Here is a 13,928-nt window from a genome sequence, read left to right on the forward strand (position 1 = left end):
TCACTCCACGCCGAGGGTGTAGGGGTAGAGCGGTTGTCCGCCGTGGTGCACCTCGGTCTCGGCGTCGGGGCGGTGCTCGTCGAGCCACTCGGTGATGTGGCGGGTGGTGGCGGGACTGGACCCCTCGCCCTCGAGGATGGTGACCAGCTCGTGGTCGTCGGTGACGATGCGGTCGACCAGACCGGTCACGGCGTCGGCCAAGGTGGCCGAGACCGACACGATGCCCGTCGGGCCGATGCCGATGTAGTCGCCGGTGGCGATGGGTCCGACCTCACAGGTGGAGTCGCGCACGGCGGTGGTGACCTCGCCGGTGACCACCTCGTCGGCGGCGTCGGCCATGGACACGGCGTTATCGGCGGCGGGGGCCTGGGGGTCATAGGCCAGCAGCGCGGCCATGCCTTCGACGACGGAGTGGGTGGCGACCACCCGGACGGTCTTGGTGGTCTCGGCGTCGACCTGGTTGGCGACCGCCACGATGTTCTTGTTGTTGGGCAGGATGACCACCTCGTCGGCGGGCACGGCGTCGACGGCGTCGAGGAGCTGGGCGGTGGAGGGGTTCATGGATTGACCGCCGGCGACGATCTGGTGCACCCCGAGCGAGTGGAGGATCCGCTGCACGCCCGGGCCGGTGGCCACCGCCACCACCGCGCACGGAACGGGCTCGCTCGGAGCTTCGGGCCCGCTTCCTGGTTCGGCCGCACCTTCGCGGACCCAGCGCTCCTCTTCGACCTGTTCGGCCAGGTCGGTGACCCGGATGGTGCGGGGCCGTCCGATGTCGATCGCCGCTTCGATGGCGGCACCGATGTCATCGGTGTGGATGTGGCAGTTCCACAGCCCGTCACCGCCCACGACCACGATCGAATCGCCGATACCCGCCCACACGTCCTTGAACGCCCCGATCGTCTCGTCGGGAGCTTCGAGGAAGTACATCACCTCGTAGCGCAGGTCGCCCACGTCGCTGTCGTGATGCTGGTGGCCGACCCCGTCGGCGTCGACCAGGTGGGGGTGGGCCGACACCACGCCCTCGCCCTCGGTGGGTGTTGGCATCTCCCGTCCGTCGACCACGTGCAGCATCGAGTCGAGGAACAGCACGAAGCCCGCGCCTCCGGCATCGACGACACCGGCCTCGGCAAGAACCGGCAACAACTCGGGGGTGCGCTCGAGCGCGTCGAGGGCCTTGGTGCGGGCGGCGTCGAGGCTGGCGACGAGGTCCCGGCCGCCGGCCACGGCGGTCTCGGCTGCCCCGGCAGCTTCGCGGACCACGGTGAGGATCGTGCCCTCGACCGGGCGCATCACCGCCTCGTAGGCGGCGTCGGAAGCGGCGGTCAACGCCGCCGCGAAGGTGGGGGCGTCGAACGTTCCGGCTTCGCGGACCACGGAAGTGAATCCCCGCATGACCTGGGAGAGGATGACCCCCGAGTTGCCGCGCGCGCCCATGAGGGCGCCGTGTCCGATGGCGCCGCACACCGCGGTCAGGTCGGGACCGTCGCCGTTGGCTCCCAGGTCGTCGAGCTCGGCCACGACCGACTCGAGGGTGAGCGCCATGTTGGTGCCGGTGTCGCCATCGGGCACGGGATAGACGTTGAGGCGGTTGATGTGGCGCTGATGGGCCCGCAGCGCGTCGCGGAACTCGCCCATGACCCGGCAGATGGCCGAGGGGTCGAGACGGTCCAGAACGGTCATGGGTGCCGAGGATACCGACTGACCGGGGCCCGGCTTGTCCATCGGCCTTCCGACGCTGGTAGGATCGCTCCTCGTCCCGGATCGCCTTGGCGCGATTCCCCTTCGTCTGATCCTCCCGAGGTGCCCCATGGCCGCCGTGTGTTCGGTGTGCGGCAAGAAGCCGTCGTTCGGCATGCAAGTCAGCCACTCGCACCGTCGCACCAAGCGTCGGTGGAACCCCAACATCCAGCGGGTCCGTGCCGTGGTCGGCGGATCGACCAAGCGCGTCGACGTGTGCACCGGCTGTCTCAAGGCCGGCAAGATCCAAAAGGCCGTCCGCTAGCGGGCGCGTCCCCTACCTGGCGAAGCCCTCCATGCCGCCCGCGCGCCCGGTCGCCGTTTGGTCAAACGAAGAACCCGGAAGCTACCGTGAAGTGCCTCACACTCGACGAGGCGCAGGAGAGCAATCGGTGCAGGGTGTCATCAAGTCCTACGACCCGGCCACGGGAGACGGCGTGGTGACCCGCGACACCGACTTCGGCGAGTTCGATCTCGCCCCCGGCGCCCTCGACGGGTCCATCCTCAGGATGCTGCGTCCCGGCCAGCGCGTGGTCTTCGAGCTCGACGGCTCGGATCACGCCACCACCGTGCGGCTCGGCTCCGAGGCCGACATGGGCACCCGAGGGTTCCCCCAGATCGAGGCCTGACGCCTCGACGTCACCGACCCATACTCAACCCCCCGGCGAGAGGCTAGGCACGACGTGAGCACCCCGACGAAGAACTCGAAGCTGCTGACCTGGGTGAACGAGTGGGCCGAGATCCTCGGTCCCGACTCGGTCGAGTGGTGCGACGGATCGGCCGAGGAGTACGACCGGTTGTGCCGGCTCCTCGTCGAGAGCGGCACCTTCCGCACCCTGAACGAGGCCAAGCGCCCCAACAGCTACCTCGCCCAGTCGGATCCCGCCGACGTGGCCAGGGTCGAGGATCGCACCTTCATCTGCTCCGAACACGAGATCGACGCCGGCCCCACCAACAACTGGCGGGCGCCCGCGGAGATGAAGGCCGAGCTCACCGACCTGTACCGGGGAGCGATGGCAGGCCGCACCATGTACGTGGTGCCCTTCAGCATGGGCCCGCTCGGATCGCCCATCGCCCACATCGGCGTCGAGCTCACCGACTCCGCCTACGTGGCGGCGAACATGCGGATCATGACCCGCATGGGCCAGGCGGTGCTCGACACCCTCGGCGACGGCGAGTTCGTGCCGTGCGTGCACTCGGTCGGCGCGCCCCTCGAGCCCGGCCAGGCCGATGTCCCGTGGCCCTGCGATGCCGACAACAAGTACATCGTGCACTTCCCCGAGACTCGCGAGATCTGGTCCTACGGCTCGGGCTACGGCGGCAACGCCCTGCTGGGCAAGAAGTGCTTCGCCCTGCGCATCGCCTCGACCATGGCCCGCGACGAGGGTTGGATGGCCGAGCACATGCTCATCGTCGGTGTCACCCCTCCGGGTGGGCACAAGCACTACCTCGCGGCCGCGTTCCCCTCGGCGTGCGGCAAGACCAACATGGCGATGATGATCCCCAACCTCCCGGGTTGGAAGGTCGAGACGATCGGCGACGACATCGCCTGGATGAAGTTCGACGACGACGGCCAGCTCCGGGCCATCAACCCCGAAGCCGGCTTCTTCGGCGTCGCCCCCGGCACCAGCGAGGCCACGAACCCCAACGCCTTGCGTTCCCTCGACGCCAACTGCATCTTCACCAACACCGCCCTCACCGACGACGGCGACGTGTGGTGGGAGGACCTCACCGACGAGCCACCGGCACACCTCATCGACTGGCGCGGCAACGACTGGACGCCTGACTCCGACACCCCGGCCTCGCACCCCAACGCCCGGTTCACCGCCCCCGCTGCGCAGTGCCCGTCGATCGACCCCAAGTGGGAGGACCCCGCGGGTGTGCCCATCGAGGCGATCCTCTTCGGCGGCCGGCGCGCCACGAACGTGCCGCTGGTGACCCAGGCCCGCGACTGGGAGCACGGCGTGTTCCTCGGTTCGATCATGTCGTCGGAGAAGACCGCCGCCGCCGCCGGCACGATCGGCGAGGTCCGGTTCGATCCGTTCGCCATGCTGCCGTTCATGGGCTACAACGCCGGCGACTACATGAACCACTGGCTCCACATCGGACGCAAGGGAGACGCGGACAAGCTGCCGAAGCTGTTCTGGGTCAACTGGTTCCGCAAGGACCAGGACGGTCGGTTCATCTGGCCGGGCTTCGGGGACAACATCCGGGTGCTCAAATGGATCATCGCCGAGCTCGACGGAGTGGGGAACTCGGTCGACACGCCCATCGGCCTGGTGCCAACCGTCGAATCGATCGACCGGTCCGGCATCGAGGTCACCGACGAGGAGATGGCCGCGTTGCTCGAGGTCGACCGCGACTCGTGGAAGGGCGAGATCCCCCTGATCCACGAGCACTTCGAGTTCCTCGGCGAGCGCCTGCCCAGTGAGGTGCGGGCCCAGCTCGACGAGCTCGAGGACCGCCTCGCCGACTACTGATCCCTGCCCCCTCTCGGTCACCAGTCGTCGTCTTGGTCGTCGGGGTTGGGTGGGTGTCGTCGTCGTCGGCCGCTGTGGTGGGCGGGGCAGCGGAGGCGTCCGTTGGCTTGGATGGTGAGCCCGCCGGGTTCGTAGGGGTCGATGTGGTCGACGTCGCAACGATGAGCGGGGACGGTGCAGGTGTCGATGTCACAGCGCCGGTCCAGGACTTCGACGGCGCGGCGGGTGGCGCCGGTGAACAATCGTTGGCGTTCACCGACATCGAGCACTCGTGACGGGCCGTCGAACACGACCCGTTCGATGTCGGCACCCTGGAGCAACGGCAGGATCTCGCCGGGGGTGACCACCGGACCGGTGGAGAGCTCACACACCCGGCCGGCCAGGGTCGGGTAGTCGACCAGCACCGTGATCAGCGGCCGAGGCTGTTTCGCCCCCTTCGGTGCACTCGAAGCCCGCCGGGCCATCTCGATCAGCGCGTCGTAGCGGCGCTGGGCCGCCGTGCGGGCCAGATCCGCATCGGTCGCCGCGTCGCCCAGCCGGTCGCGGGCCTCGGCCCAATCGTGTTTCCACAGTTCGTTCTCGATGCGTTCCAGCGCGGTGCGGAACTGGGCGAGACCGATCGGGTCGAACCAGGCGTCGAGCGCCCCGGTGCCATCGAGGGTCTCGGACAGATGCAACCGCCGGGCCTCATAGCGATCCCTCGCCTGGTCCTCGACCCCGTCGGGATCATGGAGCTGACACCAGTAGTCGATGGCTCGACAGAAGTCGTCGAACCGCAGGCTGCGGGCCTGGTCGACCAGCATCTCCTCGTCGACCGCGAACGCGTCGAGATCGACCCTGGCCGCACCGATCAACCGCAACACATGAGCCACCGCGATCTCCCCGGCCCCATGGGCCCGGTCGGTGACCGGCATCTGCCGCAACCGCCGGGCCCGACGCACCACCGACCGGCACTCACCCACCGGCCGCCCCGCCGCCCGACCCAACCACCCCGAACACGACTTCGACCCATCATCGGCCCACACCCGCCGAGCATCGGCCTCACCCGCCAGATGCGCCACCGCCGCATCACCCACGCGACGCCGAACCCACCCCGGCCAGCTCGTCGTCACCCAACCCGCAGGTCAGCTCGCGTCGGCAGCGGTCGGTCGTCGGCAGCCTCAACCCGCCAGGCATCAGTATCCTGGCGTGCCGAGAGCCTCGACGACATCTGACGCTCAGGCACCGACGCACTCGCGACGGCGATGTCACTCAGCCGTCACCATCCCGGTGTGCCCGAGCCATCGACCACCGTCGAGCGCAAGTGCTGACCGTGCGAGCCGGCGCATCCGACGCCTCGAGGCCGCAGTCTCGTCAGGCGATCGCAGTTCACCCAAGGCGCCGAGCGCCACCCCGAGGTCCTGGCGGCGACGGTGCCACGGCGGCACCGTCCCGGTCCTGCGCGGCTCAGACCCCGATGGTCATGGTGCGGATGGCCATGCCCATGAGGAACAGCCCGCCCAGGCCATAGAGCAGGTAGCGCCACTGGTACACCTGTTGGCGGTAGCTGTAGATGATGCCGACCGCGGCGATCGACGCGAAGCCGTAGAAGGTGTGGAAGTCGTCGACCTCGCGACCTTGCGAGGCGATCATGATCGTGCCGAGGATCGCCTGCACGACGATCGTGACCTGGGCGGCGGCGGTGAACCACCACAGCGACGCGGTGCCGGAGCCGTTCCCACTGGTGCGCGCCGAGTGCCCACAGCCCGGCCGCGGCGTTGGCGAACACGACGGCCCAGGCGAAGTCGCCGTGCAGCGACAGGATGCTCACTGCCGAGGAGACGGTCGCCGGCGGTCAGGTCCCCGGCGTGGAGCCGCCGGCGACCTCGTAGGACCACAGCTCCGCCGATCATGGCGACCGGGGCCTCTCCCCCGCCGTGGCCTCCACCGGGATGCCGCCCGGTGCCCACCGCCGCCCGACTCGCCGGAACCGGACGACTCACCGCGGTGGCCGTGGGCGAACGCCGGGCGAGTTGACCCAGGCCTCGAAGGACTCCTCGTCGCGCCAGCGGGTGATGACCAGCCAGGTGGTGCGGTCGTCGGTCGGCTTCAACAGCTCGAAGCCCTCGAAGCCGGGCTGGTCGTCCACCGCTCCGGCGCGGGCGGCGAAGCGCTTGGCCAGCTCGTCGCCGCTGTCGGCGGGCACGGTGATGGCGTTGATCTTGATGACGTGGAACCCATGTCGTCGGTCCTCGGGTCGGGTCTGGGCAGCTCTTCCACAGTAGGACGATCTCAACGGGCCCATGCCACCAGTGAGAACCGGCATCCCTCGAACCCCTGGCCCGGCTCCATGGTCACCTCGCTCACCTCGTGCAGCGTGGCGCTGTGGAACAGCACGAGCCGATTGTCGAGTGCCTCGACCACGGTGATGTCATCCTCGGTCCACGCCGCCGGGGTCGCCCCGTCGATCTCGGGGGAGTACACCCGCAGCTCGCCACCGCGGAACGCCGGTGGGTGGCGGTGCAGGAACCAGACCGCTGAGATCTTGCGGGCTCCCTCCGCACCGGCGTCTCGCTCATCGAGGTGAGGTCGGTAGTAGCAACCCGACGACGACGCGGTCACGATGAGCTGGATCGACTGCAAGGTGGAGGCATCGATGTCGAACACCTCGGCCTGGGCTTCGATCTCGGCACACAACAGCCCGAGGAACGCCGACTCGAGCTCACCGAGCCGGGCCGAGTCGAGCACGAGGGCATGACGCTGCGCCGAGGGGCCGCCCCGAGTGTTGCCCCAGACGAACTCTGCCTCGCAGGCGGTCACGCGTGCGAACAGGGCGTCGCGCAGATGAGCGGGAAGGAAGTGGTCGCGCACCAACAGACCTGACCTGTCGCTCACACCCACGAGTGCCGCCCTCCCACGCCGCCGGGACGACCGGTCGTCGCGGTCATCCCGACGATCGGTAGACGTGCTCACGGCGCAGAGCTTGGATGAATGTCGCACGGTCGCCGAGCTGGTGTTCCAGGAGGTGCTGATCCAGGTCGCAGGGCACGGATCCTCCCCACTCCTCTTCGAACCACCACCTGAGCAGGTCCTCATCCGAGACCACCTCGCCGCCGTGGAGACCATCGGCGGTCCACGATGGGCCCAACACCTCGTGCTTCTCGCGGGCGCGCTGGAGCAGGGACCCGTAGCGGCGGGAGCCGCGGAGCACGTCGATGGCGATCGGGTCCAGCTCGAGTCGCGACTTGGCGCGAGCCCACGCCACGAACGCCTCATCTCGCACCTGGGTCCGCAGGTTCGCGGGTGTCATCTCCTCCTCGGCGAGCCAGGTCTCCACATCCGAGGGCTCGAGCAGGCCCATCCGGGCTCGCATCTGGTCGAGGACCGCCTGTGTCTCCTCCGGGCGCAGCTCCAGCGAGCGAGCCTGGGCGTAGGCTCCTGCCAACCAGCGCACGAAGGCGTCGTCAAAGACCTGGCGGTGCTCGTCGGGGCGGAGGCGCAGCTCATCGAGCACCCGCTGCATGTCGCCGCCGGTGGGCCGTGCCGAGCTGGCGGACTGATCGGTGATGATCTCCTGCAGGGCACGCTCCCAGAACGTCGTGTGCTCGAAGCTCCAGGTCACCGTCGGAGGTCGAGCTCCGTTCGTCAACCATCCATGCACCTCGCCGAGGAGCTCGCGGGCGTCGTCGGCCTTGAGGTCGATGGACCCCTCGGCCAACCAGGCCTCGAGCCGTCCGACCGATGCGTCACTGAGCGCGCCGCTGGAGCGGATCGTGCCGACGATGCCCGACCAGGTCCGATCGGTGTAGTGGAGCGACTTGGCGAGGTCGATCGAGGTCGCGGCGTCGTGCTCGTCGAGCGTTCCTGCCGCGACGGCTCGGTCGAGGGTCGCCCGGACGTTGACCATGGCCACGGTGACGGGCCGGAACTCATCATCTGGGCCGAGATGAGCGACCGCGACCTCGTCGTCGTCCTCCAACCAGCCCGAACGGAACCAGTCATAGACCCGTCCCACGCCGACCATGCCGAAGGGCTCGAGCTCGGCGGCGCGCAGCGCGCCCATGCTGGCCGCCCCGAAGAGCGCGACGCCCTCGTTCATGGCCCACAGCAACTCCTTGTGCCACGGCGAGGGGACCCGTTCGAAGTAACCGTCGATCATGGCGATCGCCCGAGGTCGGGACTGAACGGCGCGATACACATCGCCGAGTGCCGCCGGCGGCCGGACCTCGGCACCAGGAAATCGGCGGCTGACCTCGTCTGCCCGCAACGTCGGACCGGTGAAGACGATGACATCGCTCATGCGGGACGACCTCTGTCGATCGCGGCCTGGGCCCGTGGACCGGGTCGGTACTGCTGGGAGCCCGGTCCCCGATGCTCCAGATCGGGCACGACGACCTTGTAGACGGGAATCGAATGCTGATGTTGAGTGAGGTCGATCGTGACGACCTCGTCGAGACCCCTGGCGGTGAGCAATCGGACGATCAGCTCCACGTCGCCCTCCAGCGAGTCGGTCGCATGGCTAGGAAGATCGGCGAACGATCGCGGGGTCGGCTCGTCGAGCAACCTACGCTGGTAGGCACGGCTCTCGGACCCGGTCGAGCGGGCATAGTCGCGGTAGAGGTAGTCGTCGCGCGAGCCGACGATGAGGGTCAGGCGACTCTGGGCGGCCTCGGTCAACGCCCGGGAGAACGCGATCGCACTCGAGGGATGGCAACCGTGGCCGGCACCGACGGGTAGCGGGCGCCACGGGTTGGGCTCACGGTCGAAGAGCTCGCAGGTGACCGACGGGAGCCCGATGTCGGTGGTCGTGTCCCATGCGGCGACCGCGACTCCCGCCTCGTCGCATCGCCGCAACAGCGCCCGGCAGTCCGGGTCGGCAACAGTGTCGAGCGCGATCCGGCGGGCGGCGCGTCGGGAATCGGAGCCCATCTCGAACAGGGTGGTCGAGTCCCGCTCGATGACCTCGCAGAGCCCGTGGCTGATCGCTTCGAGGGGGTGGTTGCCCGACGCGAGGCCGTTGGAGGTGGTGATGAAGCAGCCCGCCCCGGGGAACTTGGGGAAGCTGCAGTCCGTGGACACCACCTCTTCGGGAACCCACACCGGATCGCCGCTCACGATGTCGACGCCTTCTGCCCACAGGATCTGGAGCCCTCGATCGAACTTGCCGCCGATCGCCTTGGGCAGCCGGTCGATCTGGAGCATCCGTGCGCGAGACAGGACCTCGTTGGCGCTGGCCCGCCACAGTTGCCCGTCCATGTGCTCGGCATGCCAGAGCTCGATGCACTCCATCACACCCGACGCCTTGGCGGCGTCGAGGGTGAGGCCCTTGCCCTGGGAGACCGACAGGCCCCGGGAGTTGGGGCGGACGACCATCACGACGGGGATGCCGATGATGTCGAGCCCGGTCACGTTGGCGACGCGGGTGATTCCGAAGGCGTCGAAGCGTTCGCGGACCCATGCCACGGTCTCGTCGGGCGGACGCACCCGGTGGGTTCCGTGCACCGTGGTCTTTCCGGCGGTGCCGAACCGTTCCACCAGAGCATCGACGCCCGGCGGCCGGGCCGCCCCGGGCGAGCGAGGCTCGTCCCGGAGCGACCCGATCAGCACCTCGGTCATCGCCGGAAGTACTGAAGCGATGACGAGTCGACATCGGTCGGCTCGTCGCCGACACCGGCGGAGACGGGCAGCGATCCGAACGGCCCGGTCATGGCCTTCATCGGCTGAAAGATGTCGGATGGGAACGACGTCTGGGAGATGGTGCGGTTGAAGTCGAAGCCGGAGACCTCGTCGTCGGCGAAGGCCTCTCGTGCCACATCTGCACCTTCGCCTTCCACCTTGTAGTTCTGGAGGATCTCGTTGGGGATGAAGTACACCTCTCCCCCTCCCCCCTGGATGAGGGCTCCTTCGACCGACTTGCGTTCTTCACTGGCCATGATGTGCTCCTCGAGCGCTCGGGTGTAGCTGTCAACCTGGCCAGACGAGGAGATCCACCGGTGGTTACAGGGCGCGGACCGACTCGGCCTGCGCTGAGCGCTACGAGGTGCCGGAGCGGACCACGGCGAGGAAGCGGTCGATCGCCCGGAGGGTGTGAAGCGTGCGCACGGAGGAGAACAGGTCGAACGCGTGCTGGGCCCGAGGCAGCTCGGCGTAGACGACCGCCTGGTTCGACACCTCGCGCAGCATGCGGGCGAAGGAGCGGGCCTGTTCGACCGGCACGAGGGTGTCGTTGGTGCCGTGGGCCAGGAAGAAAGGTGGGGCGTCGGGTCCGATCCAGCTCATGGGGCTGGCCTGGTCCCAGGCGTCGGGTTCGTCGGCCAGAGTCGTCTGGAAGACGTGCTTGGTGAGCAGGGCCTCCAGTCCGGCGCTGCCGGTGCCATCGCGGTTGGTGAAGTCGTAGACGCCGTACATGGGCACCGCGGCCCGGACGCTGGTGTCGGCGTCCTCGAACCCGGGCTGGAAGGCGTCGACGTTCGGGGTGAGCGCGGCGAGCGACGACAGGTGGCCGCCCGCCGACCCTCCGGTGACGACGACGAAGTCGGGGTCGCCGCCGTACTCGACGATGTGGTCCTTCACCCAGGCGAGGGCCCGTTTGACGTCGACGATGTGGTCAGGCCAGGTGCTGCGGGGCGACAGGCGGTAGTTCAGCGCGACGCTGACCCAGCCCCGTTCGGCGAGGTGACCCATGAGGGGGTTGGCCTGATACTCCTTGCTGCCCATCGTCCACGCACCGCCGTGCACCTGGACGAGCACCGGCGCGCCGGCGTCGTCGGCCAGGTCGGCCCGGCGCCAGATGTCGAGGTGGTTGCGGCGGCCGTGCACGCCGTAGGGCACGTCGCGGGTGGTGGCGTAGCGGCGGCGGAGCCGGGGCAGCGGGTTGGCGACCTGGCGGAGGGTGATGCCCGGGTGTTCGGGGGGCGCGAAGGTGGCGTCCATTCGCTGCCGGTAGTCGGGGCCGAGGCCGTCGACGAGGGCGGCTTCGAGCACCTCGTCGGCCTCCGAGGCGACCCGGTCGAGCGCGACGAGCCCGGCCCATGACGCGGCGGTGAGTGCCAACCCGGCCCGACCGGTGCCGGTGCGCAGCGCCCCGGCCTTGACGAACCCGGCGGAGAGCGCAGCCTGCCAGGCGAGGGTGTGCAGCGGCATCTCCGAGATGGTGACCCCATCGCCGAACGCGAGGACCGAAGCGCGACCCGACCGGCTCACCGGGTGCCAGGCGTTGAGCGTGCGGGCGGCCCCGATGGCGCTGGCCGCCAGGAAGATCGACCCTGCGCGCCGTTCCATGGTCGCCGAGGCTACCCGGCCACCGATCGGTCGGCGCCCCGCCGCTGATGGGGACGAGCCGAGCTCGCGGCGACATCGATGACGCCGGCGGTGTAGGAATTCGCGCGTCCCGAGCGATGGAAGGGATGGTGAGCAACGTTCCCGTGTCCGATCAACGCCGAGCCCTGCTGTCGCTCTATGACCGCGCCGCGCCCGAGGTCTACGGATACCTGGCGTCGCGTTGTGGGTCGGCGAGCATCGCCGAGGACCTGACCGGCGAGAGCTGAGCCCCGGCACAGCGACCTCGCTCACCGCTACGCTTTTCGGCATGCCGGGGCCATACGATCGACAGCTCGAACCGCACCAGCAGTACACCTACACGCTCGATTCCGAGTCGGGCCACTCATCGGTCTACAGCGATCCCCCGACCCGTTCCGGGGGCTACTCGTCGCAGTTGGCTCCGGACTCGACCGCGAACGCCTACTACTCCGAGCCACGACCACCCTCGGGATACGCGCAAGCCCTCAACTCTCCAGGCGGTTCGTACTCGACCCCCACCAAGCCCACCGCTTCGGGACCGACCGACGACGCGATCGACTCCATGCTCGCCGGCAGCGGCGGTCGGATCACCTCCCGCATGATGCGCCAGCTCGAGCGCAAATCGTTGGGCGATTCCACTGGGTCGAAGCTGCCGCAGTGGCCACCGGCGCCGCCATCGAGCACCGAGCAGAAGCGACAGAAGATCATGTCGCGGGTGAACAAGACCAAGACCACCGACTCCGAAGGTGGAGACCTGTCCTTCGCCGGCAGGGACGGCCCCCTCGCCGGCAAGCAGCTCGTGGACCACTACCAGGGCGAGGACAAGGGGGTGGCCTGGCGCACCAACCTCGGGGGTTGGGCGAGGGGTCGCGGGCTCGATCCCAGCGACCCGGACGTGCGCAAGCAGTGGGAGCAGTTCCGCGACAGCGACCAGGTCACGACCCGTTACGACCACGATCCCCATGCCCGAGAGAAGTCACGCCTCAAGGAGAAGGCAAACGGCAAGGTCAAGACCACCCACGACCGCCGGGAGTACAACGACTACGCCGACGAGCACGGCTGGGTGATGAGCCCCGACACCGGCTCCATCCACACCTTCGACCACACCAACCACCAGCGGGGTCCCGACGGCAAGCAGGTGAACATGCACCACTCGAGCCCCCTCGCCGGCGGCAACGTCGCTGGTGCCGGGTTGATGAAGATCGAGGACAAGCACATCACCGAGGTCACCGACGAGAGCGGGCACTACCGCCCCGAGGGCGAGTACACCTACCAGGCGGTCAACGAGATGGCCGGGCGGGGTCTGCTCGACCGCAAGGCAAAGAGCGACGACCGCGACGTGCACCAGTCCGGTCGAGGGAACCTCTCGGCAAGGGTCACTCTTGGCGGCGCGGTGGGACGCGACGGCCGACCCGGCAAGGGGTGGCTCAACGACGAGGAGGGCATCTACAAGGGCAACCTCACGCTCCCCTACCAGGCGTTCCTCCAGACCCGCGGCAACGAGCGCCAGGCCCGGGCCAAGGTCGCCATGCAGGAAGAGCTGCTCGGCAAGACTCCCAAGACCGAGGCCACGTCGGAGGGTCGGGGTGCCAGCTCGCTCGGCTCAGGGCAGAGCCAGGAGGCGCCGCCGACCGGCGTCGGCACCTACGTCGAAGACGACTTCGCTCCCAAGGGCACCTACGTCGAAGACGACTTCGCTCCCAAGGGCACCTACGTCGAAGACGACTTCGCTCCCAAGGGCACCTACGTCGAAGACGACTTCGCTCCCGAGGGCACCTACTACCGCCTCGAGCCATAGGTAGGGAGGAACGCGTCGACGTCGTCCCACCTGTCGCCGACACCGCTACCTCTGCGATGCGTCGCCGAGGTGCTGCACCCATCGGTCCGCTTCGACGTGGCTCCGTACGCGCACGAAGTCGAGGTGCGCCCACCTCTCATCAGCCATCGCCTCGAGATAGCGCCGGCGCAGGGCGTGGTGCCTGGTCCACGCCCAGCGGATCACCGACCGCTCGGGATCCCACCGCCACAGGTTGGACAGGGGCTCGCGGTTGCCGTTCCAAAGCTCCTCGCGGGTCACCGTCCGCCGCACGGTCCTCACGACGATCTGGCGCATGACGGTCCTGCGGGGCAGATCGAGCCACACGACGGTGTCGGCCCGCTCCCAGACCGGCCCCTCGCACACCACCGCCCGGTAGTTGCCGTCGACCACCCAGCGGTCACCGCTCGTGGCGCGATCGACCTCGACGAGGAACCGCTCGGGATCGATCGGCTCCCACCCGCGCTGGTGGTGAGCGGCGTCGAGCTCGATCCAGGGCGCGCCGATGGCGGCCGCGATCCGTCGCGCCAGGCGCGACTTGCCCGACCCCGAGGTCCCAACGACCGAGACACGCCTCACCGGACCAGCATCGCGCCCGAGACGACCGCCGTCGG

At 69.0% G+C, this 13,928-nt stretch carries 15 protein-coding genes; 5 read left to right on the forward strand and 10 right to left on the reverse strand.

The annotated features are described in order from the left end of the window. Positions 1 to 1,683: a DAK2 domain-containing protein gene (locus tag U5K29_06465; GenBank protein MDZ7678175.1), complete on the reverse strand. Its 1,683-nt coding sequence runs from the start codon at positions 1,681 to 1,683 to the stop codon at positions 1 to 3. A 127-nt stretch (positions 1,684 to 1,810) separates the two neighbouring features. Between U5K29_06465 and rpmB the strand changes: the two genes are divergently transcribed. The 3 genes from rpmB to U5K29_06480 all read left to right on the forward strand — a co-directional run bounded on the left by rpmB (position 1,811) and on the right by U5K29_06480 (position 4,220). Beyond that, entirely contained in the window at positions 1,811 to 2,005 is a 195-nt protein-coding gene (gene rpmB, locus U5K29_06470) for a 50S ribosomal protein L28 (GenBank protein ID MDZ7678176.1), read from the forward strand. Positions 2,006 to 2,132: 127 nt separating this feature from the next. Then, positions 2,133 to 2,369 carry a hypothetical protein gene (locus U5K29_06475; GenBank protein ID MDZ7678177.1) on the forward strand — a complete coding sequence of 79 codons (237 nt, stop codon included), beginning with the start codon at positions 2,133 to 2,135 and terminating at the stop codon, positions 2,367 to 2,369. A 54-nt stretch (positions 2,370 to 2,423) separates the two neighbouring features. Then, on the forward strand, positions 2,424 to 4,220 hold the full coding sequence (locus U5K29_06480) for a phosphoenolpyruvate carboxykinase (GTP) (GenBank protein ID MDZ7678178.1): 1,797 nt from the start codon (positions 2,424 to 2,426) through the stop codon (positions 4,218 to 4,220). A 17-nt stretch (positions 4,221 to 4,237) separates the two neighbouring features. On the opposite strand, the gene U5K29_06485 is transcribed toward U5K29_06480, so the two are convergent. The 8 genes from U5K29_06485 to U5K29_06520 form a co-directional block, all read right to left on the reverse strand. Next, entirely contained in the window at positions 4,238 to 5,296 is a 1,059-nt protein-coding gene (locus U5K29_06485) for a DUF222 domain-containing protein (GenBank protein MDZ7678179.1), read from the reverse strand. A 370-nt stretch (positions 5,297 to 5,666) separates the two neighbouring features. Then, positions 5,667 to 5,876 (reverse strand): hypothetical protein, encoded by a 210-nt coding sequence (locus U5K29_06490; protein MDZ7678180.1) that lies wholly within the window; start codon positions 5,874 to 5,876, stop codon positions 5,667 to 5,669. A gap of 322 nt (positions 5,877 to 6,198) precedes the next feature. Further along, positions 6,199 to 6,525, reverse strand: coding sequence for an antibiotic biosynthesis monooxygenase family protein (locus U5K29_06495; protein ID MDZ7678181.1), 327 nt, complete (start codon positions 6,523 to 6,525; stop codon positions 6,199 to 6,201). Next, positions 6,492 to 7,094 carry a 2OG-Fe(II) oxygenase gene (locus U5K29_06500; GenBank protein ID MDZ7678182.1) on the reverse strand — a complete coding sequence of 201 codons (603 nt, stop codon included), beginning with the start codon at positions 7,092 to 7,094 and terminating at the stop codon, positions 6,492 to 6,494. The genes U5K29_06495 and U5K29_06500 overlap by 34 nt, the downstream gene beginning before the upstream one ends. Positions 7,095 to 7,143: 49 nt before the next feature. Then, on the reverse strand, positions 7,144 to 8,499 hold the full coding sequence (locus tag U5K29_06505; GenBank protein MDZ7678183.1) for a TfuA-like protein: 1,356 nt from the start codon (positions 8,497 to 8,499) through the stop codon (positions 7,144 to 7,146). Then, entirely contained in the window at positions 8,496 to 9,815 is a 1,320-nt protein-coding gene (locus tag U5K29_06510) for a YcaO-like family protein (protein MDZ7678184.1), read from the reverse strand. Before U5K29_06510 ends, U5K29_06505 begins: the two co-directional genes overlap by 4 nt. Beyond that, positions 9,812 to 10,132, reverse strand: coding sequence for a hypothetical protein (locus U5K29_06515; GenBank protein ID MDZ7678185.1), 321 nt, complete (start codon positions 10,130 to 10,132; stop codon positions 9,812 to 9,814). The genes U5K29_06510 and U5K29_06515 overlap by 4 nt, the downstream gene beginning before the upstream one ends. Before the next feature lie 100 nt (positions 10,133 to 10,232). Continuing rightward, on the reverse strand, positions 10,233 to 11,480 hold the full coding sequence (locus tag U5K29_06520) for an alpha/beta hydrolase (protein MDZ7678186.1): 1,248 nt from the start codon (positions 11,478 to 11,480) through the stop codon (positions 10,233 to 10,235). Between the two features lie 128 nt (positions 11,481 to 11,608). On the opposite strand from U5K29_06520, the gene U5K29_06525 reads away from it, so the two are divergent. Together U5K29_06525 and U5K29_06530 are read left to right on the forward strand one after the other, a co-directional pair. Next, complete coding sequence (locus U5K29_06525) at positions 11,609 to 11,746, forward strand: hypothetical protein (GenBank protein ID MDZ7678187.1); 138 nt, start codon at positions 11,609 to 11,611, stop codon at positions 11,744 to 11,746. Positions 11,747 to 11,787: 41 nt separating this feature from the next. Beyond that, positions 11,788 to 13,296: a hypothetical protein gene (locus U5K29_06530; protein MDZ7678188.1), complete on the forward strand. Its 1,509-nt coding sequence runs from the start codon at positions 11,788 to 11,790 to the stop codon at positions 13,294 to 13,296. A 45-nt stretch (positions 13,297 to 13,341) separates the two neighbouring features. On the opposite strand, the gene U5K29_06535 is transcribed toward U5K29_06530, so the two are convergent. Beyond that, positions 13,342 to 13,893, reverse strand: coding sequence for a hypothetical protein (locus tag U5K29_06535; protein MDZ7678189.1), 552 nt, complete (start codon positions 13,891 to 13,893; stop codon positions 13,342 to 13,344). Positions 13,894 to 13,928 lie beyond the last annotated feature (35 nt).

The sequence above is a fragment of the Acidimicrobiales bacterium genome (assembly GCA_034521975.1).
GTDB lineage: Bacteria > Actinomycetota > Acidimicrobiia > Acidimicrobiales > SKKL01 > SKKL01.

Bases quoted from the DNA above. Each gene is read 5' to 3' on its own strand.
- U5K29_06495 (MDZ7678181.1), bottom strand. From the start codon at position 6,525: ATGCCGGTTCTCACTGGTGGCATGGGCCCGTTGAGATCGTCCTACTGT.
- U5K29_06510 (MDZ7678184.1), bottom strand. From the start codon at position 9,815: ATGACCGAGGTGCTGATCGGGTCGCTCCGGGACGAGCCTCGCTCGCCC.
- U5K29_06515 (MDZ7678185.1), bottom strand. From the start codon at position 10,132: ATGGCCAGTGAAGAACGCAAGTCGGTCGAAGGAGCCCTCATCCAGGGG.
- U5K29_06520 (MDZ7678186.1), bottom strand. From the start codon at position 11,480: ATGGAACGGCGCGCAGGGTCGATCTTCCTGGCGGCCAGCGCCATCGGG.
- U5K29_06530 (MDZ7678188.1), top strand. From the start codon at position 11,788: ATGCCGGGGCCATACGATCGACAGCTCGAACCGCACCAGCAGTACACC.
- rpmB (MDZ7678176.1), top strand. From the start codon at position 1,811: ATGGCCGCCGTGTGTTCGGTGTGCGGCAAGAAGCCGTCGTTCGGCATG.
- U5K29_06465 (MDZ7678175.1), bottom strand. From the start codon at position 1,683: ATGACCGTTCTGGACCGTCTCGACCCCTCGGCCATCTGCCGGGTCATG.
- U5K29_06505 (MDZ7678183.1), bottom strand. From the start codon at position 8,499: ATGAGCGATGTCATCGTCTTCACCGGTCCGACGTTGCGGGCAGACGAG.